Annotated in this window: 14 protein-coding genes; 6 read left to right on the top strand and 8 right to left on the bottom strand. The window is 49.0% G+C overall.

Annotated elements, in window-relative coordinates:
* Nucleotides 1–29: 29 nt before the first annotated feature.
* Nucleotides 30–218, top strand: a complete 189-nt coding sequence (locus tag AAC022_RS01555) for a hypothetical protein (protein WP_339727313.1) — start codon at nt 30–32, stop codon at nt 216–218.
* Between the two features lie 738 nt (nt 219–956).
* Nucleotides 957–1,895, top strand: a complete 939-nt coding sequence (locus tag AAC022_RS01550; protein ID WP_339727311.1) for an SPFH domain-containing protein — start codon at nt 957–959, stop codon at nt 1,893–1,895.
* A 21-nt stretch (nt 1,896–1,916) separates the two neighbouring features.
* Here AAC022_RS01550 and AAC022_RS01545 read toward each other — a convergent pair whose 3' ends face one another.
* The 3 genes from AAC022_RS01545 to AAC022_RS01535 form a co-directional block, all read right to left on the bottom strand.
* Nucleotides 1,917–4,253, bottom strand: coding sequence for an aminotransferase class III-fold pyridoxal phosphate-dependent enzyme (locus AAC022_RS01545; RefSeq protein WP_339727309.1), 2,337 nt, complete (start codon nt 4,251–4,253; stop codon nt 1,917–1,919).
* A gap of 607 nt (nt 4,254–4,860) precedes the next feature.
* Entirely contained in the window at nt 4,861–6,552 is a 1,692-nt protein-coding gene (locus AAC022_RS01540) for a hypothetical protein (protein WP_339727308.1), read from the bottom strand.
* Entirely contained in the window at nt 6,549–7,094 is a 546-nt protein-coding gene (locus AAC022_RS01535) for a sigma-70 family RNA polymerase sigma factor (protein WP_339727307.1), read from the bottom strand. Before AAC022_RS01535 ends, AAC022_RS01540 begins: the two co-directional genes overlap by 4 nt.
* Before the next feature lie 412 nt (nt 7,095–7,506).
* Between AAC022_RS01535 and AAC022_RS01530 the strand changes: the two genes are divergently transcribed.
* The gene (locus tag AAC022_RS01530) at nt 7,507–8,106 is read left to right on the top strand and encodes a hypothetical protein (RefSeq protein ID WP_339727306.1); all 600 of its coding nucleotides are present in this window, start codon (nt 7,507–7,509) and stop codon (nt 8,104–8,106) included.
* Between the two features lie 155 nt (nt 8,107–8,261).
* On the top strand, nt 8,262–8,603 hold the full coding sequence (locus AAC022_RS01525; protein ID WP_339727304.1) for a hypothetical protein: 342 nt from the start codon (nt 8,262–8,264) through the stop codon (nt 8,601–8,603).
* A gap of 49 nt (nt 8,604–8,652) precedes the next feature.
* On the opposite strand, the gene AAC022_RS01520 is transcribed toward AAC022_RS01525, so the two are convergent.
* The 4 genes from AAC022_RS01520 to AAC022_RS01505 all read right to left on the bottom strand — a co-directional run bounded on the left by AAC022_RS01520 (nt 8,653) and on the right by AAC022_RS01505 (nt 16,080).
* A complete protein-coding gene (locus AAC022_RS01520) occupies nt 8,653–9,351 on the bottom strand; it encodes a hypothetical protein (protein ID WP_339727302.1) in 699 nt (232 codons plus the stop codon).
* Nucleotides 9,348–13,091 (bottom strand): hypothetical protein, encoded by a 3,744-nt coding sequence (locus AAC022_RS01515; RefSeq protein WP_339727300.1) that lies wholly within the window; start codon nt 13,089–13,091, stop codon nt 9,348–9,350. Before AAC022_RS01515 ends, AAC022_RS01520 begins: the two co-directional genes overlap by 4 nt.
* Before the next feature lie 42 nt (nt 13,092–13,133).
* Entirely contained in the window at nt 13,134–15,548 is a 2,415-nt protein-coding gene (locus AAC022_RS01510; RefSeq protein ID WP_339727299.1) for a hypothetical protein, read from the bottom strand.
* A gap of 70 nt (nt 15,549–15,618) precedes the next feature.
* Nucleotides 15,619–16,080 (bottom strand): hypothetical protein, encoded by a 462-nt coding sequence (locus AAC022_RS01505; protein WP_339727298.1) that lies wholly within the window; start codon nt 16,078–16,080, stop codon nt 15,619–15,621.
* Nucleotides 16,081–16,510: 430 nt separating this feature from the next.
* On the opposite strand from AAC022_RS01505, the gene murC reads away from it, so the two are divergent.
* Nucleotides 16,511–17,971 (top strand): UDP-N-acetylmuramate--L-alanine ligase, encoded by a 1,461-nt coding sequence (murC, locus tag AAC022_RS01500; protein ID WP_339727296.1) that lies wholly within the window; start codon nt 16,511–16,513, stop codon nt 17,969–17,971.
* Nucleotides 17,928–18,806 carry a UDP-N-acetylmuramate dehydrogenase gene (gene murB, locus AAC022_RS01495; RefSeq protein WP_339727295.1) on the top strand — a complete coding sequence of 293 codons (879 nt, stop codon included), beginning with the start codon at nt 17,928–17,930 and terminating at the stop codon, nt 18,804–18,806. The genes murC and murB overlap by 44 nt, the downstream gene beginning before the upstream one ends.
* A 13-nt stretch (nt 18,807–18,819) precedes the next feature.
* On the opposite strand, the gene AAC022_RS01490 is transcribed toward murB, so the two are convergent.
* On the bottom strand, nt 18,820–20,094 hold the full coding sequence (locus AAC022_RS01490; protein ID WP_339727293.1) for a PQQ-binding-like beta-propeller repeat protein: 1,275 nt from the start codon (nt 20,092–20,094) through the stop codon (nt 18,820–18,822).
* Nucleotides 20,095–20,103: the final 9 nt, after the last annotated feature.

Here is a 20,103-nt window from a genome sequence, read left to right as displayed (position 1 = left end):
GTGTTTCCTTTTCATAATGAGGCCGTGTGATGAATCAGGTTGATTGGCAATTTATTGCAACCCTGCTTTGTGTTGCTGCGGCGGTCTATTTTCTGGCTCGTCGCGTTCTCGGTTTTTTTAAGCAGCGTTCAGGTTGTGGATCTTGCTCGGGTTGTGATACCGGAGCAGCGAAGACTCCCAATTTTGTTTCGCTGGATCAGCTGAATAGCCCGAAGTAGTTCCAGGCAAGCGGCTTGCTTTTTTCTCTCGCAATGACCGTTGCACTGAATTGGCGCTTTGGTAGCCGTTGCTATCGGGTAGAATCTACCAGATCGAGGTTCCGTCGCTGTGCTTCTGCAGATTGGGAAGCAGTGCAAAGCATGCTGTGGCGGCGGGCTCTCCTGACAAGTTCTTCTCGCTGTGGTGTGCATGGCTGAGGAACATCATCTGGAATGGCGTGAAAGAGTCAACAAAAAAACGACATGCGAACGGCATGTGAAAGTAGAATGATGCCCAGTGATACCTTAGCCATCGCTTGTGAAGTGTCTATGAAACGCTGCGATACAAGTGAACTATTTGGGGCCATGGCAGGAGAAGAAAATTGGACGCGGCTGTTTTATTCGTCAATAATAGGGGTTTGCGATGGTGCAGAAATCCGCAGGGGAGGATCAATTCATCTGAACGAGGAGCCTGACTCGCGCGCGACACAGACCCTAGATCTTAAAAATGTGCGGCTGCAGGTCAAGCCTGAGAAAAACGCTGTTTTTTAGGGGATTTGAAGAGACATGACTTTGTCAATCACGTTTTTGTTCTGAGGTTTTATAACAAGCCTTAGTTTGGGGAGCAGTGTTTATTATGACAGCCATTATTAGAATTTCTGAAATTATTTGATCTAAGCTAATCAGGGTTTCGTTTTATTCAGTGTCGATATGAAGTCAATGTAGGAATCACGGAGAGAAATACGGAGAAAAATAATAATGACAGACGAGAAGATGTATCATCCGATGCCGGGTTGGTTTCCCCTGGCTGCCTGTCTGGGGGGAATATTGTTCGGGGGTCTGCTATTTATGATCGGGGCGTTTACTGAAAGTGCTGTCGCGATCCTGTTGGGACTGCCGCTGATCCCCGCCAGTTTTATCGGCCTGTTTGGCTGCATGGCGATTGCCCCGAATCAGGCGCGGGTGCTGCTGTTATTTGGTGAGTATAAGGGCTCGGTGAAGCAATCCGGGTTTTTCTGGGTCAATCCCTTCTTCTCTAAAAAGAAAATTTCGTTACGGATTCGTAATTTTGAAACAGGATCAGTTACTACTCCGGAGCAGAAGGATGCTGCTGGAAATGTGACTCACGCAAAAAGTCGTTCTACAGGAAAACCATCTAAAGTGAATGACCGGGATGGAAATCCGATTGATATTTCTACGGTGGTGGTCTGGCGTGTGGTGAATACAGCAGAATCCATGTTTGAAGTGGATGACTATGAAGATTTCGTCGCGGTTCAAAGTGAAGCCGCACTAAGGAACCTTGCCAGCCGTCACCCTTATGACAGCGAAGACCATGAGGTTTCTTTACGCGGCAATACCACGGCAGTCTGCGACCAGTTAAAGATTGATATTCAGGAACGCCTGGATAAAGCGGGCGTGGAAGTGATTGAAGCCCGAATCAGCCATCTGGCATACTCACCGGAAATCGCCGCCGCCATGTTGCAGCGACAGCAGGCACAGGCCGTGGTCGCCGCTCGTACGAAAATTGTGGAGGGAGCTGTGGGGATGGTCGAAATGGCGTTGGATCATCTGGCGGAACGGAAAGTGGTGGAACTGGATAGTAGCCATCGGGCATCGCTGGTTTCAAATTTGCTGGTCGTGTTGTGTAGCGATCGACATACGCAACCTGTGGTGAATACCGGAAGTGCGCATGGTTAAGCTGTTGATTGAATGATGAGGTTACGATTTGGGACTGGGAGTTAGTCGAGCAAAACCGGAATGGCGAACGGGAGTTTTGAGGCGTGAGGCAAGATCGCCTTTGTTCAGGGATTCCGCCAGTTCTGCAAAGACGGCATCGGCGGCGTCGAAGTAGGCGTTGATGTGTTTCTGTTCGTGAGCGAGTGTGGGGTAAAAGCCGCTTCCCGTCAGAAAGCCTTGTTCCAACATACGAATCGTAAACAGTGTACCTAGCTCTGCCGCCTGCAGGTGATCGAACTGATGATGTAGCAGAACGGAATGACCGACTGCTTTCACAGGAAGATGATGACGTTGACCCAGATCGAGCCAGCCAGCGCGGAATGCTTCGCCGATCCGTTGAATGTGTTCGCGGACATTGACGGTTTGCATTTTTTTAATCGTTGCCAGCGCGGCTGTCGAGCCGACGCCTTCGGTCCAGTAGGTACTGGATATGAATGACGTTTCTGCTGCATCCATGACCGATCGTTTGCCGATAATGGCGGCGACGGGATGTCCATTTCCCAGAGCTTTGGCGAAGACCGCGATATCGGGCTCGATGCCGTAGTGCAAATGGGCGCCACCCAGAGCAAGCCGCCAGCCGGTGGTGATTTCATCAATCACAAATACGGCTCCGCATTCGTCACAGAGTTCGCGGACCGCTTCGAGAAATCCGGGTTCAGGATCGATGTAGCGAGTCGGTTCCATGACGATTGCCGCCAGATGAGGGCCGCGTTGTTTGATGATTTGACGCAGTCCGTCGATGTCATTGAATGTGAAAGGGTGTGTGGTTTCGGAAAGGCCGAGCGGAACTCCCGCGGGGCTTAACCCCGGCAGAAGATGTTTGTCGAGAGTGGTTCCTGTTTCGACCGATTTGCGGGGCAGGTTGGTCGCCAGATACCAGTCGCTCCAACCATGATAGCCGCACAAGGCGATTTCATCGCGGCCCGTGCGTGCGCGGGCGATGCGGACGGCGATCGACATTGATTCCCCGCCGGTGCGACAAAAACGTGCCTGATCGGACCAGGGGTGCAGCGATGTTAACAGTTCGGCGAGTTCGACTTCTTCAGGGGAATTCAGGGAACTCATGGAGCCGAGTTGTACGCGGCGGATGACAGCGTCGGTGACATCGGGGTCACGGTAACCCAGCAGGCAGGAGCCAATGCCTGAGGTGGCGAGATCGTGATAGACTTTTCCATCAAGGTCGATGACTTCACAGCCGTTGGCTTCACGGTAATAAGCGGGCCATTGATCTGGAGCAAACATCTCGGGGCGTTTGCTTAAGAGTTGTGTTCCGCCGGGGATTAATTGTTTCGCACGCTGGTATGTTTCCTGGGTGAGATTCGTTTTGGTCGGCGAGTCAATTTCCAATAACGTGCGGGCATTGCTGCAGAAAATTCGCTCGACGTCAGTATCGATCAAACGCATGGTATGACAGGCTTGTTTGAGTGCGAGCAGGGATTCCAGACCAACACGGACAGGGGAGGCGAAGGTGGATGTGTCCCAGTTGACGTTTTGTTCTCCGAGCCAGAGAAAACCATCGCCGATACTCACGCAGCGGCCTTTGATTTCGCTGACGGAAAAGTCGGTACCAAACATCAGGCGGCTGGTCCCAAATTCGCGAAAAATGGCTTCAAAGGCCTGTGGTTCGCAGACGGCAGACGTGTCGAAGAATACATTATCCAGGCTTCTGAGCGAGGCGATGCCTTCGACGGTGTGGTTTCCACAAAACCCTCTGGCTGCATGCGCGAGGATCAATTTGGCATGGGGATATTGGAGACAGTGCTGCTGGATATAAGTCTGGTTTACGGGATCAGCGATCGCCCGTGGTCTGACGATATGCAGCATGATGGACAGGCTACGCTGGTTTGAGATTTCCCAGATCCATTCAGGAATATATTCGTGAGGTTCCGCCTGAAATGTTTCTTCCCTGTCTGCATAGACGTGGTAGACTTTGAAGCCGACATAGCCGCCGGATTCGATCTGTGCTTCGATTTCGGCAGGGTCATCCTGGGGTGTGACGAGCAGCAGTGCTCTTGATCCGGGCTGGTCTTTGAGTTGATTGAGGATAAATTGATTGGCGACCGGCCGATTGAGGGTTGGTTTGGGGACAGCGAAGAAGAGACCGGCAGAAGGTCTTCGCTGGCCCATCCAGAGTTCCAGATTCTGACAATATTCGTGCCAGCCGGAATCGCCTTGCTCATTTTCTGCCGATTCAGGAAAGCCCGTGATGGCATCATCGTGCTGGTAAAGATGCGCGTGTGCATCGAAGCTGTTGGGGGGCACAAAGTGTTTTAACTGGCGTTCAAACAGTTCCAATTCACTGGGAAATTTCTGTTGCATGTTCCGTTCCCTGATGCGGTTTCGCACTCTCTGCTGGAGCATAAGCTGATGAATGATTTATGTCATTCAATCAAGTTCGCGAAGGTCAATCAAGGCTCAAGCCAGATTCATTTGAAATGTGGAGTCGCAGTATCACAGATTCGAAGACAGCGGAAACGGGAGAGTGTTACATATTGTAGAGCAAGGAATACCAACCAGGATGAAATAATCACGATGATCAAAGACGTGGTTGTGGTTCTGTTTGATTGTTGATATCAAAAATGAAGAAGGGGGCCATGAAAAAAGATTCATGACCCCCCTACCGTTCAGGGACTAGCGAGGTAGTAAGAAAAAAATACTACAATGACATATGAATAATTGCCTGCTATCAAGAAATTGTCTTGCGAGATGGTATTCTTACTCGAAAAAAAGAATGAATCATGGAAATATCACAAATGTTTTTAGGGGCTAGGCTGAATCGCTTCATATGTGATGGATTTTGCGGATATTCCGGCGCAAAAAATAGTTGCCAAGTGGGGCTTCTCTGGCGTTCAGAATCAGAGAGAGTCAAAGGGACTTATGAGCCGACGTTTCAGATCAAAGATAGGGGATATGACTTGGCACGCTTTTATTCTTCGCCCATATCATCGGGATCATGGAAGTCGACAACAGATTCCCAGGAAGTGCCGATACGAAGTTCGTCAAAACGGTATTGACTACTTTTGCCGGCATGGATTCGAATGAGGTCATAAGTGGTGGATTCATCGAAAGGAGTTGAACGACAAGTCCAAACTAATGGTTCCTGATTCGGAATCGTTTCCTCTTTAGAAAAGGCACGCAAGAAGACCTGATCAGAAGAATTTTCGCTGGCCACAATTTTACCAACAAAGAAATAGGGTTGGTCATGCAGCAGTGCAGGTGCGATTTCTTCGTTTTGACCTTTGAGCTGTAATGTGGGATAGCTATTTGAATTGATGCCAAACAGAATTCGATTTTCGTTTTCAGGTTGCCCCTCTGACATCAGTGAAAGATTGCCGTATTGATGGGATGAGGACTGTTGCTTGACGGATTTCTGAATGAAAAAACTGATATAGTAGATGGCGTCTGTATCAAGCCGAAGTGGCTTTTCCAATGTGCGCCAGGCGATTTTTCCACGTTCGAGTTCAACACAACCCATCTGGTTGGGAGAAAGCAGGTCGGGTAGCAGCGTTTCCTCAGGGATACTATTTCCGCTCGCTGGTTTTAAACTATCGACTCGATTGCGCCAGTGTGTTGTCCAGCCAAATCCTGACCGGCGCCATTCAGAAAATTCTTTCGGATCGCTGATTGTGAGAGGGTGAAAGCTATCGTAGGCGATTACTTCATCGCGAACGACTCTCAGTTCTTTGGGTTTTCCGGGAACTTCATGTTTGAAGTCATCCGATTTCAGCTCAATTTCTTCATTCACTTTCTGATTGATGTGACGGGCTTTTCCTTCACCCACGATTAACGGTGCTGAAATCTCGACAAGTTTCATTTCCGGCTCGACTCGAACGGCGCCCTGGAAAACATGTAATTCTGTGCTGCCGTCTTCTTCAACTTTCGTACCGTATTCTGTGCCGATATCAAAGAAACTGGCTTGAGGTGTGATCAGTTCAAATTCCGGCGATGATTCATAACCATGCAGGACGACTGACCCTGAGGCAATCGTGGCACAGTTGGCAGATTCAATATTGATTTTCGTCGGACCTTCCAGCACAAGACGAACACCGTTGTCAAAGCGGAATTCGGCGACTCCCCGTTCAAGAAAGAGCTCTTTGGAAAGTAGTCGCTGCCCGGAGAATTGGGGGGGATTCTCCCCGCCCCATTTACAATCTGTTGCTCGTGAGAGAGTCGCGACATACGGTATATTCTTAGCAGACACTTCAACCGGTACTTCAACGATAATCTGTTCTGGTTGTGGTTGCGGAGGTTCAATTCCGATCATGTGCCCCGTCAAAAACCAGTGTGCCGATATCAGCAGAGCGACGGAAGCGGCAGCTGCGGAGAAGTATCCGAACAGCGGAGACTGGTTTCCTCTGCGTTTCCCCTCTGCCTGTTGAGAAACTGAAATGTTTTGCGTGGAGTTAGCAGTGACGATCTGATCGAGTTGTTTTAACCTGTCGACATTGTTTTCCTGGATTCCCGAGTTGATATCGAGATAATCAAAATAAATCTGTCTTGCCTCTGGATTTTCAGAGAGGCATTGTTCGAGTTCTTCAAATTCCACATCAGACAACTGGTTGTCGATGAGCTGATTTAACAATTGATTGAATTGGGGAGGAAGGTCCTGGACTGTCATGATTGTCCCTCGCTTTTCAGTTTGCGCATAATACATTGCGCTAACTCACGCCTTAGAGCACTCAGGCGGTTATAAAGTGTCTGGACGGTTTTCCCTGCCTTTTCCGCAAAATCTTTGATTGATTGTTTTTCGAATGTTGCCTGTAAAAGTAATTCCTGGTCGTCAGAGCCCAGGCGATCAAAGCAGTCACGCAGGAGTTCAAGTCGAATGTTGTGGTTGCTGAGATGTTGCATCCGCTCCATAGACATGGTTTCAATTAACTCCTGATTGAAAAAGTGACGGTCACGCTGAACGCTTCTGCGAAAATTACAAACAGTAAAAAAAGCAATTCCACAAGCCCAGGAAAAAAAATCCCGTTCTTGATCGAACTCACTAAATTTATTCCACAGTGTTAAGCTCACATGTTGATATACGTCTTCCGCATCGGAATTGTTGGGGACGAGTGCACGGACATATCCGAAAATGCGTAATCGTTCCTGGTTCAATAACGACGTAAACATCCCTCTGGAATTATGATCAGAAGAAGAGGTGGATGTCGACATAGTGTCGGGGCGCTCCGTTCGGTGAATCAGCAAAGCCTGCCAGCTATCTAATATAGTGACCAAAAACGGTCATTAAAATTAAATAGTGACAACTTTCACAAAGAACGGAAATCCTGACCTAATCTCTTGTCATAAACAATACATAAGGGATAGTTTTGGCCAATAAAAATACATCAGAGGCCTACTTATGAATTGTTCCGAACTCTCTGAGACCTAATGTCGTATTTTTCAAATTCATGGATTCTTAATAAGATTTATATTTAAAGCCGTTTATTTATTGTGTGTATGCTCAGTAAAACGTGGTACATTCAGGGATTCGCCATTTAATGGATGAAACGGATTCATGGATTTGGTAATCTATTCGGACTGACTTGTGTGGACTTGTTTTATCATTTCTAAGAGAGTGTCGCCGATGAAGTTATCAGTGGACAAAAATACTAGTGGTTTGAAGCTGGTTCTCATTTGTTGTATGACAATATTGGGAGTCTCGGGTTGCCAGGACCCGAGTGAAATCGCCAAAGAGCAGGACGCGATTCACGGAAATCAGCCACAGGATCAGGCCGCACCCGCTCAGCAGGCGGTACCGGAAATACCGCAGGAAGCAGCCGCGATTGAGAAAAAGAATGCTGGTAAAAAAAGCATTCTGCAGAGAACAACGGCTGTTGTGCTGGATGCGAAAAAAGCATTGAAGAACCCGGATTTTGTTGTTGTCGATGGCAAGATTAAGGGCGTCGATCCCTATTCCCAGGCAGGCAGTGCTTATGTTTCGATGGCATCGCGGGTGAGTACTCTGGGGATGCAGCAGGCGATTAAAGTGCATAAGGCATTGAATGATCAATTTCCAACCTACGACGAATATATGAAGATGATGAAGGAGAACCGGATTGAGTTTGCTCAACTCCCTCCTTACAAAATGTATGGCTATGATGCTGAGACCGGAAATATTCTGGTTTTGCAGGATAACAAGAAAAAAGCGCAGCTGTATAAAGAAGCGGGCATTCCGCTGGACTGATTCGAGCTTATCTATTTGGCATATGATCTGCGTATTACCTCTTCATCCACTTAATTGAAGAGAAAATGTTGCATTACCGCAACATTTGTTTCAAAGCCGGTTCAAGGTGTTGATTTTTCGCAACATTTTGATCCACTTCTGAAGAGGTAAGCCTTATGAAAGTCAATCGTTTAACAAAAGTCAGAAGACTTGTCACACGATCAATCTTCCTCTCGCTCTTGACAGGGACTGTAGGTTTAGGCTTTGGTGGCTACCGTGCTGAAGCAGAGAGCTGGATGTTTAACCGCTCTTATTACAGCCACGAGTTACCGCCTGAAGTTGCAGCCCGCTATCCCCGGCCAGAGAGCCGTTCTGCTTATCGGCTTCCTCAACTGGCAACCACGCCTGGATTCGCATTAAAAGGTGCGCGACGCTGGAACTACGTTCGCATGTATAATGGCAGCGGCTATGATACAACCATTTTGCGAAGCGATACGTTTGATGTTGTTTCCCCCTGACACAGCGTATCTGTCAAAAAGATTCCGGCAGATTCCGTTTTAGCTTTGGTCAGGGAGTGCGTTTTTTCTTCTCGGCCAGCGCTTCGTAATAGCGGCGCACCTGATCGTCATACTGCGGCAGAAATTTCTCGGTATAGATGTTTAACAGTTTTTGTCGCATTGCAGGGGGCAAGTGTCCCCAGGCATCTTTGATGTAGGCCTGCCTGCCTGCGAGATCGCCAGAAGTGACCTGCCCTGGTTCTTTCCGTTCGCTGGATTTGCGAGCGGGCCCCTGAGAGGCCTGCTGCTGGTTCTGTTTTCCCGTGCCACCTTTTTGTTGTCCTGATTTTTGTTTGCTGTCCGGTTTCTGGTCGTTTTTTTGGCTGGAGCGTTGCGTTGACTTTTTGGGGGTGGACTCAACCAGACGAATTAATGATTCCAGGTTTTGAATGACCTGCTGCTGGACCTGCTGAGTCTCTTTTCCCGTCTGTTGGTTTTCGATCAGTTTTCCGGCACGTTTCATCTCTTCAATAATCGGCTCTACAGGAAGCTTTTCATTGAGGGCTTTCTTTTTGAGATCGATTGTTTTCCGTTTCTCAGTCTCCAGATCCGGGGCATTCTCTTTAGGTGATTTTTCCTTTTCGGCAGCGAATTTTTTTTGTAGCTGATCGTCTGCACGGACCGGTAGCGATTGCAGAGACTGCGTGAGGCCGAGGCCGACCAGTAAAAGAAAAAAGATCCCATTATGCCTGATTCGTTTCATATTCATTGTTGAACCTCAGGTTCGGAGTCCGGGTCATTGGAAAATGCCTGGTCCAGTTTTAGCAGTAGTTCCATCGAAAGGTCTGCCAGATCCGTCTGTTCTGTCGAGAGCTTTTTGCGTTTCTCGATTTGTTCTGGTGTCAGTGTTTTTTCCTGACTGATCGAGTTGTTGAATGATCTGGTTCGATTCAAAATATCTTCTTGCATGAGTTTGAGCAGTTTGAGTTGCGACAGTAAGGCGATCTGATTTGTGGGGGGGGCCTGCGAGCCAGGCGAATTCTGATTTTGGTTCTGATCGGGTTCCGCTTTGTCGAGTGCCGCTTTCTCTTCGAGAATTTGCAGTAACGCAGTCAGTTGTGATTTGGCGGTTTGCTCTGCGGTCAGGGTTTTCTGATCAGTCAAACGCTGATCCAGTCGCTCGACGGTGATCGTGAGCTGGTCAATGACTTTCTCCATCGCGAGTACAAATACAGGGGCCGCGGCTAATTTCTGTGCGACTGCTTCTGTTTCCTGTTGCAGGTCCTGTTCTGTTTCGAACAGTTGTTTCAAGGACTTTAATTGACCACGCGACCAGCGTCCGCGGGAAATGCGTTCTTTTTCAAGACGAATGGTTTCCTGGATGACGGCATCCTGTCGTTCAATCAGGTTTTTGATTTCAGATTCTAATTTCGCGAATTCTTCGAACGCCAGCGATGCTTCGATTTCCTGTCGGCGGGCCGCAATTTCACGTTGTGCCTGTTCCAGGTCATCAAGTGATTCTCGGATTTCTTGTTCTGCCTGCTGCGTCTGTCCCTGTTGGAGTGCCTCATCGGATTTTGAGAGCCGGTTACCGGCTCGCTGCACCGATTGCGAAGCTTGCTGCAGGCTCAGGCGTTGTAGCTGTTGTTCAAATTGTTTCAGTTTCTTCTGAAGTTCCTGTTCCTGCTTTGCCAGTTTCTGAAGTTGCTTTTTCAGCTCTGCCTGATTTGTGGACGCATTGGCCGATTGCAGCTTTTTTAAGATTTCCTGTTGCCGTTGTTTGAGTAGACTTAATTCCTGCTCAGACTGTTTCAGCTTTTTTAACATCTGATCGGTCGAATCGGCAGACTGGTTTTCGAAAATGTTTTTCAGCATTTCCATCGACTGCTGAATCTGCTGTTGTTCCTGCAGCGCCTGCCCGACCTGGTTCTGTTTTAATTTCTCTGCCGTCTGCCGCATCTCTTCAGGAATGGATTTTTTCCGTAGAAAGTCTTTGGCTTCCTGGTTTTTCAATTGCTCAGACTGTGAGGTCGCCTGAGACTGAGAATTGAGTGTGTCAAGTAGATTACGAAATGCTTTAAAGTTTTCTGCCTGTTGTTCCTGCCGCGTCGCGAGCTTTTCCAAATCTGCCTGTTCTTGAACCTTTAAGTTATTGAAGGATTTGGTAATGGTCCTTTTGGCCAGCTTTTCAGTCTGGTTTTGAATTTCCGCCTGTTGCTGAATCTGCTCGTCCAATTCAGAAACAAGATCACGTGTTTTTTGCCATTGCGAGAGCGATTTCAAAACGCTGTCTAATCGATCGATCACGCGTTGTTGACCGTTTTCAACAATGTTGAGTGCGGTCAGCGGGCTTGAATCGGAAGCGGGCTGTTTTGTTGCCGCTTTCTTATCGGGTGTCTGTTTCTCAGGTGAGGATTTCTCAGATGGTTTCGTCGATTTCTTTTTGGATGAGGATGAATCGACATTTGACTGCAGCTTTTTTCTGGCTTGGGTAATCTGTTCCTGGATTTGCGGAAAGACCTTTTGGTTCAGTTGTGATAGTTCTGTGTTGAGTTCTGCGAGCCTTTGCTTCATTGCAGGGTCGTCAATACGATTCCATTCCAGTTCCTGCATCAATTCCTTTGAGCGTTGTTCTAAGCCGGTACGCGGGCTGAATAACTGGGAAGCAACTCGTTTCTGATCCATTTCCACCTGTTTAATGGTGTCGACTTCTTCGGATCGTGCGCGGCCGACGCGTTGGAGCTGGTGTTGGACATCTTTGACTTCGGAATTCAAAAGGCGTTGATCTTTTAAAACTCGCGCGAGCTCTTCCAGTAGATGCGCCTGGCGGTTGGCCAGTTCGTTGGTTTTATATTGCGGGGTGACGATTGTTAACACACGTGAAATGCTGGTGCCCACGCGCGTTTCTTCAGGTGAATTCTCTCCGATCTTAGGCGTGGCTGGTTGATAATCGTCGGTTGCTTCTGCCCGGAAGATGATGCGATCGCCTTCCGCCAGCGACAGGTCGGCCAAATTCCAGATATGATTGAGAATTAACTGCTCACTGGAAGACTGAGAATTGAACGGCAGGGGGAAGGTTTGCGTCTCGCGGTCTGTGCGGAGGGCACGCGAGAGTGTTTCTCCCCGCGATGATTTTTGATAGCGAATCAGAGCGCTGGCGACTTTTAAATCATCTTGAATGGAGACCGTTAACGGAATTTGTGCCGCTGGTGTGACCTGCAGGTCTGTTTGCGGATCTTCCAGGAAGACTTCTGGAACGGAATCGGCGATGGCGGTGATTTCAAACCGTTGAGGAGTGGGGGGCCTGAAGCCCTGATCGTTTTCGAGATCGAACCAATAGGAATAAGTGCCCGGCTCTTGCACGATGAACTGTACGGAAAAATGTTTTCGATCCGGATCGAGCTTAATCGATATCGGTTCCTGGTCTTTGATTCGTAAATCCACCACTTTTAAGAGTTTGTTGGAACTGGCTTTAATATTTACTCGGGTTCCCACTAACGCTTTAAAGTTTCCGATACCCGTCGGTAATGTTTTCTTTGGCCGTTGTGAGTACGCAGGTGGGGTGAGCGTGACTTCCTGGAGTTCTAGTGTGGTCGGTGGGACTGAGACGATGGTCAACCAGTTCATGGAACGGTCGTCTCCGCCGGTGCCCCTCAACTTAATCGATTTATTGGAGATGACTAAGGAGCCGGTTCCCAGATCGCGGCTGATGCCTGCGGGATCGGGGACTGAGACAATGCGCAGCGGTTCCGAATATAATTTGCCGCGTGCTTGCGGATCTTGAATGGTCTGATATTCAATTTGCAGATCTTCTGGGGGAGCCCCTTTTCGGTTTTCTACAAAGAACTGAAAATTCTGCCCTTCCACAACCTGATAAGGATTTTTGGGGCCGGTTTCAATGGGGATGAGATTCTCATCCAGAATTTGTAATTCGACGGTTTGCGGCCACGCGGGGGCGGAGAAGGGGCGCATCAATCGCTGAATTCCCAGACCTGCCTGCTGTGGATAGATGAGAGAAATCGAAGCGACCATCAGACTGAGGAACGCCGCAGAGAACATGATTTTGCGGATCGGGTGGGTATCGATCAATTCCTGGAAATTAATGCGAGATGCTTTGCGGTAGGCATCTTCAATCACGGCCTGACGCAGTTGTGACGAGCCTGTGAAGTGAGTCGCGGGTTGATTTTCAAATTGAATACTGCTGGAAAAACTGTCTTTGAGATCGGGATATTGACGTTCAATTTTCAACGCCAGATCTAAATCAGTCAGAGGCGTTTTCAGGGGGATCACGAGATTCCGCCAGAGCGTCCAGACCACAAGACCACCGGCGCTCAGTCCGAGGATTAATCGAATGACAGGATCGGAAATATTCAGGGTCCAGTCGAAGCTAATGACCAGCAGTGCCAGCATCAACAACATAGACAACCCCCAGCAAAGCCCATTCAGCCAGATCAGCTGATGAATCTTGCGGTGCAGTTGCTCAAGTTGTGCTCGAATTGAATGTGGCATAGATCAGATATCAGTAAAACAACAGGAACATCACTGGTTTAATTATACTAAGCGAAACCGTTTTCTTAACAGCCATTCTATAGAGATCAGCAAAGTGAACAGAATTAGAAATTCCCAGCGATTCCAGAGCGGGATGGGTTCTTCATTTTCGAGTGGAACCGGATGTCCTGCCGGGATGGCCTGGGGAAGCTGGTCAGCAGCAAAGATTTGAAAATATTGTCCACGTGTTTCTTTGGCCGTTTTCTGCATGTCTGACTGATTCATATCCCGGTTCAATAACTCACGTTGCGAGACTTCGACCCGAAAATCTTCCGCGGGCGGCGTTCCCTGCAGAATGGGTTGAGATACCCAGGTATGGTAGGCTCCTTCTACAATATTGGAGAAGGTACCTTCAAAGATACTGGGCGATTTTCCGAGCGGAGTTAATTTAACAGGCCGAGAGACTTCTCCCTGACGTTCCAGCATCACGGTCACGTTTTCTGTGTCTGTGGGAATCAATCGCTCATCGAGGAATTTGACACGAAACTGAACTGTGTCGCCTTGTTGATAGGTTTTCCGATCCAAAGTAAGTTCGACAGCCTGTTCCTGGTTCAGTAACTTTGAGCGGCTCAAGTAGCGGATTGCCTGAACCCAGTAACGGGAGTAATACAGATCTCCCACGAGATCCCGCCAGCGCCAGAGATCATCGGTGGCATTGAAGATGACTTTTCCTGCGCCGACACGCTGCGTGGCGATGATTGGGATTTGCTGTCCGTCTTTTCCCTTTTGCGTGGGATGGATAGCAAATACGGACGCCCCCGGTTTGACATTGTCTGCCTCATAATACCAATAGAGTTCCGGCAGATTGTTCCAGATGGCCCGGCTCTCTTCTGCATTGTCGGCGAAGCGAAAGATTGAAGTGCTATATTGCCCTTCCGTTGTTAATTCCGGCTGGAAGCCATTTACGATGGGTGCTTGCTCAGCGGACTGCTTCTCTTTGGAAATTTCAATCGGCAGCAATGCTTCCAGCACGGTATTGGTATAGGCGTGCGGTGCAAAACGGGGGCCGGCGACGACGATCAGTCCGCCTCCTTTTTCCCGGACGAACTGATCCAGGTTCTCCAGAACGGCCTGGCTAAAGTAAGCGGGGTCCGCATCGCCTAGAATCACAACGTCGTATTGATACAGGTCTTCTTTTTTGACAGGGAAATAATCGAGGGCCGTGGTATCTTCGGAAGAATATTCCAGATCCGATTCCTGTAAGATGCTTCGTAGTTCGATGGTTTTATCTCGCTCCAGCAGGTGTTTCAGGTAGCGATATTCATAGCGAGGGACAGAATCCACCAGTAAGACGCGAATTTTCTGATCGAGCACAGAGACCTGACCGCTCTGCTGATTATTCTTTTGATTCACCTCACCTTTGACTGGCTCGATTTCAAACAGATACTCAAACAGTCCCGGTTTGTTGGGAGTGAAAGTAAGTTCGATCTTCTGGAATTCTTTTTTCGGGTTTACAGGAATCTGCCGGGTGACGAGGGACGCTCCTGTTTTCGCGTCCTTGAGGGCCACGGAAATCGAACCAGAATTGATGCCAAAGCTTTTTACTTTCGCTGTCAGATTGATGGGATCATTGACGAAGGCAACGTCATCGACGAGCAGATCATAAAGTTGCAGATCGCGGACCGGTTGTTCGCTGCCGACGCCGACAGGAAAGATGGGGACCAGCTTTGACTTGGCCAGAGAAGCGGCACGCGATAAGAGATCGATCTCACCGGTGCTGGAGATTCCGTCACTGAGCACAATGATGGCTGTTGGCGGCGTTCCACGAAAATCATTGAGTACTTTTTGCACGGCGTGAAACAGCCGTGTTTCTGTTCCCAGTGGTTCAATTTGCTTGAGCAGTTCCTGTGTTTGTTCGGCGTCCGTTTTGTCGAGCAGGCCTGGTTGTCCCAGTGGGATGCATTCTTCTGAAAAATGATAGAGTCGCAGCTTATGTTTTTTTTGCAGTTCGGACAAAAACCGGGCGTTATCCTGGAGTAACAGGTCTTTCACCAGGTCGAGCCGATTTTTTCCATCGGCCTGCTGTTTGGCTGCCTGACTGATTGCTGACGACGCAGATTGAGAATAGTCATCTTCCAGGCCCATACTGGCGGAATCATCGATGAGCAATGCGACGAACGGCAAACCGGTTCTGTGAATCGTCAGCGTAAATTTGGTAAGAAACAATAAGACGATCATAAAGAGCACTAATCGAAGACTGAGTAAGACGGCACGTTTAGGGGGATCTAAATGAGCCGTGTCTTTAAGGTAGGCATAGATCAGCAGAAACAGAATTCCGACACCCAACAGGAGCACGCACCAATCCGGAAGCCAGGCCGGCCAGGGAGTGTGCCACTGGAAATTCCACGCAGATCCCTGTCCCGGACCCGCCGGTGGGATATCGAAGTAGGATTCCAGAAGTTGTTTCAGATAATCCATAAAAATGCGCTAATGTATGGCTTTTTGAATCACAGAGCCCCTGAAGCAGAACAGACAGGGCAATAGATGCTTATATTGTAGCCAGATCGGTCAGCAATTGCTGTTTTTCATCTCCTTCCAGATCGGTTTCTGTGATTTTTTTTGCCTGTTCCAGGAACGATGCGACCTCTTCCGATTTGTTCGCGACTGAGGCAGCCCGCGCCAGCGCTTCGTAGGCATAAGCCAGATAAAAAGGGCTCAATTGATGTTCCCGGGTCATATTCAGGCAGAGCGTGCCAAAGCTGAGTGCGTTACTGGGTTGATTTGTGATCGCATAAACCCGTGAGAGCTGCCAATAGGCGACGGAAATGTTTTCCGGCGTGTGTTTCTCGAATTGTGTCCAGTGCCAGAGTGACGCGTGGCAGGTGGAAATCATCACGAGATTTTCCGCTGGTGTCCGGTCTTTTTTCTCCAGATAGTTCCAGGTTTGATTGAAACAGGCAGCGGCGAAATGGCGATGGGCTGCTTGAACATCAAATGTGGGGGACTGCATACGACTACTCCTTCAGGGACGATTCTGTTGAACAGTATCTCTTGATAAGGGAGCTCGAAAAAATTGCTCTTCAGACAGATTCCATTTCGAGTCATAATGCATTGTATCGAAGCCGGTGAAGAATTATAAGAACTTTGAAAAAACCAAAGGAAGTCTAAGGAGTCAAACGACTTCGAGGAAAACTCAATTGTATTTGTCTATCTTATTAGCTTTCACCAGACTACCGGCTTGATGCAATAGGATCTTTTTATTCGATAATGTTTATCCAGTCGAAACAAATGTCATAACCAATGGATTCAGAACGCGTAGATTCCCGATAGTTAGAGACGAGGGATTTCGAAACGATCCAGTCGAAATCAATACTTGTCGGGGGAACACTTCCCTTAGCAAGACCAATCATCGGGAACTTCAGATAGACATTAAGGCGACTATGATCCTGTCAAAAGCGAACATTAATCAGCAAAGTCTGTCATCCAAAGAATTCCATCTGGATGCGGCCATGTTGCCTGCCTCTGCCCATCTGGTTGGTATTTGTGGATCCGGGATGAAAGCGCTGGCAGAATACCTGGCAAGTGCCGGCTGCCGTGTGACGGGGTCTGATATGAGTCCGCCGCTTCCAACAGAGGGAGCATTGCGGGCAGGCGGCTATCGAGTTCATCAGGGGCATGATCAGCGATTTGTTCCCGAGGGAACGAATGTTTTGATTTATAGTCCAGCCATTGGCATGGCAAATCCAGAACGTCGTTTTGCACAGCGGATGGGAATTCCTCAGTTTTCGTATGCCCAGATGCTGGGCAGTCTGATGCGTCAGAAAAAAGGGGTTTGTATCGCAGGCACCCATGGGAAAAGCACGACGACTGCTTTGACCGCGTATGTGCTTGAGAACGCCGGTGTTTCGCCGTCCGCGGTAATTGGTGCGGAATTATGCAACCAAAATATGAATGGCTGGGCGGGTGAAGGACCGTTGTTTGTGGCGGAAAGCTGCGAATATCAACGTAGTTTCCTGAATCTATTCCCCTACCATGCAGCAATTACGAATATCGAGCCGGATCACTTCGATTATTTCAAAAACCAGGACGATATGACAACCGCTTATGCCGAGTTTGTCTCTCGCATTCCGGTCAGTGGTTCCTTATTGCTGCCGGCAACCTGTCTGGGGCTGCATAAAATACGCGAAGCGTGCAAAGCGAAAGTGACGACATTTTCTCTGGAACGCGGTGCAGACTGGTGGGCCACCGATATCAAACCTACCTCATATGGCTTGCGGTTCCGGCTGTTTCATCAAGGCGAGTATTATTCCGAAATCTCCCTGCAGAAAACGGGGAAGCATAACGTCTCCAATGCGATGGTCGCTGCCATCCTGTGTCATACTGCCGGCATCGATGCGGATGAAATTCGCGAAGGCATCTACCAGTTTCCCGGAATTCATCGCCGTTATGAGCGAATGGGCTCTTATAAAGGGATCGCTTTATTCGACGATTACGCCCATCACCCGACGGCCATTCAGTCAACGCTCAAAATGCTGAGACAGGAATATCCGGATCGACGGGTGTGGTGTTTATATGAACCGCATCAGGTTTCGCGGACGCAGGCATTGATGGATTATTATGCCCGCAGTTTCACTTTGGCAGACAAGATTCTGATAGCACCCGTCTATGCAGCCCGGGAAAAACTGGGAGAAGAGCCCGTTGATACGTCAAAAGAGCTTGTAAATCGAATTCTTCGTCATAATGATTCGGCTAGATTCAGCAGTTCCCTTGACCAGATGCTCTCAACTTTAGAGACTGAGGCTCAATCTGGTGATATCATCATTACTATGGGAGCGGGCGAGATAAATCGGATCCATCATGAGCTCAATCGAAGACTTCAAAGAGATACTCAAGCAGTCTGAACCATTGGCCAAGTATTCCTATTTCAAAATAGGGGGACCGGCTCAGTTCTTTCTGGAACCACGCAATGCGGACGAACTGCAGGCAGTCGTTCAGTGTTGTATTGAAAATGAAATCCCCGTGCGCGTGTTCGGCGGGGCTTCAAATATTCTGATTAAAGATTCCGGCGTTCAGGGTGCTGTGATCCGGATTCACGACGAAGAATTTGGAACGATTCAAATCGACGGTACCACGGTAACCGCGGGAGCGGGGGCGTTGCTGTCGAATCTCGTTTCCCAGTCAGTGAAAGCGGGTCTGGCCGGGCTGGAAGGTCTGGTTGGGATCCCCGGAACTGTTGGCGGTGCACTGCATGGAAACACGGGGGGCCATAATGGCGATATCGGCCAATACGCGACTTCGGTCACTGTATTGACGTCCCGTGGAGAAAGATTCGTACGGACGGCGGACGAACTGAGCTTCAGTTACCGGGAAAGCAGTATCAACGAGCTGGCAATTCTGGAAGCGACTTTTGAGTTAAAGCAGGATGATTCAGAAGAGGTAACCAACCGGATGAAAAAGAACTGGATCATGAAGAAGGCCAATCAGCCTTTGACTCACCAGTCAGCCGGTTGCATCTTTAAAAATCCACGTGGCATGCACGCGGGGGCTTTAATCGAACAGGCCGGACTCAAAGGGACACGCATTGGTGGTGCTGAAATCAGCGACCGGCACGCGAACTTCATTGTCAACGATGAAAATGCAACGACGGAAAATGTGCTGGATCTGATCAATCTGGCGCAGAATTCGGTTTCGGAAAAATTCGGCGTCGACCTTGAGTTGGAAATTGAGCTCTGGTAAGCAGAGTACCCTGTCAGTCTCCGATACAGTAAACGTGCTGGAAGGTGCGCAGAAAAATCTGCTCGTCGGAAAAAGCGGGCGTCGAGTTGCTCCGTTCTTTCAGTTCATTCTGCGCGACCTTCTCGAAGCGTGTTGCGTTCGGTTTAAACACGTGGGTCGTGCCGTTCTGATCGGTGACGTAAAGGTGGTCATTTGCCAGAATCAATGAGCCCCAGCAGGCGGCGCCTCCTGAGCGTTCCTGCCAGACGATTTTTCCTGTACTGGGATTTAAACACTGAAAAATGTTGGGACCGGCGTTCGCCATGAAAAGATGGTCCTTCGTGAAAACCCCGGTCGAAATACGTTGGGGGTTCGGTTCCTCGCGCCATAATCGTTCTGTGGCTGTGATGTCTCCCGTTCCCTGCATCCGTAAGCCAATCGCGGGTCCGTTGTAGCCGCCCAACGCCACGCAGATGTCATTCGCCAGGACCGGGGACGTATAGACGAGGTCTCCTTTTTTACCTCGCAGACCGTCGCAGCTCCAGACGATCTGCCCCGTTTCGGGATCATAGGCATTCACACGGAGTGGCATACTGCAGACGATCAGTTCCCGTCCGCTCATCTTTGCGAGAACGGGCGTGCTCCAGGAGCCCATGTACTTTCGGTCGTTGTTGTATTGGCCGTCTGTTTCAACCGGTTCATCAGTTTCCCAGATCGTTTTCCCGTTCGCGAGGTCAATCGCCGTCATGAAGACCCGTTTTCCCGGGCCACTGTGCAAAATGATTTTGCCGTCGTGCAGGATGGGTGAGACACCATAACCCCAGATGTGTTCAAACTCTCCCAGATTTCGGTTCCAGAGTTCTTTACCGGCGAAGTCATAGCAGAATAAACCAGCCGATGAATGCCAGACAACGATGCGCTCTCCGTCAGCAACGGGAGTGGAACCGCAGTAGTTGTTGGTTTTATGTGTGGGCATGACTCTGTCGAAGTTTACGGTACGGACCCAGAGTTTCTGACCGTTCTTTCTGTCAAAACAGTAAAGGCTGCGCTGGCGTCCTTCGTTTTCGGCACAGGTCACAAACACGCGTCCGTTGGAAACAATCGGACTGCTGTTTCCGGAGGTAGGCAGCCGGACTTTCCAGACGATGTTCTCTGTTTGACTCCATTTGAGGGGGACCTCGGTCTCCAGAGAGATCCCATTTCCGCGGGGGCCACGAAAGGCGGGCCAGTCTTCGGCGGAGAGTGATGTGGAGCCGAGCAGGATTGAATACGAAAACGCGAAGCAGAGAACTCTGAAGAGAGATGTCATTTTATTGCC

The sequence above is a fragment of the uncultured Gimesia sp. genome (assembly GCF_963976445.1).
Taxonomy (GTDB): Bacteria; Planctomycetota; Planctomycetia; order Planctomycetales; family Planctomycetaceae; genus Gimesia.
The sequence above is the reverse complement of the archived record's forward strand: the minus strand, read 5'-3'. Positions and strand labels throughout refer to the sequence as shown.